Origin of the sequence: Oceaniovalibus guishaninsula JLT2003 (assembly GCF_000299575.1) — a bacterium.
In the GTDB taxonomy this organism is placed as follows: domain Bacteria; phylum Pseudomonadota; class Alphaproteobacteria; order Rhodobacterales; family Rhodobacteraceae; genus Palleronia; species Palleronia guishaninsula.
In genome coordinates, this window is the sequence record NZ_AMGO01000034.1 from 1 (window position 1) to 649 (window position 649).

At 67.0% G+C, this 649-nt stretch carries 1 protein-coding gene; it reads left to right on the forward strand.

All coding sequences use genetic code 11. The features are described from left to right. Window positions 1-389: DUF6362 family protein (locus OCGS_RS15215; RefSeq protein ID WP_040610808.1), on the forward strand; the 389-nt coding region annotated here is incomplete at its 5' end. Window positions 390-649: the final 260 nt, after the last annotated feature.

A 649-nucleotide genomic window follows, 5' to 3' on the forward strand; every position in this document is an offset into this window, starting at 1 on the left:
TCGAGAGCGCGGCCGACGTGTTCCGTTCGCTGCCTGAGGTGAAGCCGCAGGGCTACTTCAACGCCTGGCCCGAGTACTTCCACAGCTTCGCCGATCAGGTCGGCCAGGAGCCCCGAACCCGCCGGCCGAAGCCAGGACCGCGCGACATCACGCAGGCCGAGGATGCGCTGCTCTGGCTGCGCTGGCTCGACCCCGCCGACGCGCGCTTGCTCTGGCTCCGGGCGAACCGGAAGCCGTGGAAACCGATCTGTTGGGAGCTCGGCATCAGCCGTGCCACCGCAAACCGGCGCTGGCAGTACGGGATCGCGGTCATCGTCTGGCGGCTGAACGGGAGGCGCGTGCCGCAGAAGCGGTCGATGGAGTTCGTGGTGGCACAAGCTGCGCGATGAGGTTTTCAAGGTTCGACGTTCGCGCGAGACACTTTCCTGCGAGACACCGGACGGCGAGACGGATCGCCCCGCTGACGCTATCCATGACGGTATACTCGGGGTCGTGCGCTCAAGCAAACCAGCGCCAATCCCGAGGTGGACGACCGGGGCTGGCCTCCGGGGGTCCAGCTGGGGTCCAGGCCGCCAAGCCGTTGTTTTTCCGGTTCCTTTCCGGGCCGAAACGTATGCTGGCGGGCTTGGCTCGGCATTTCGCCAGCGTC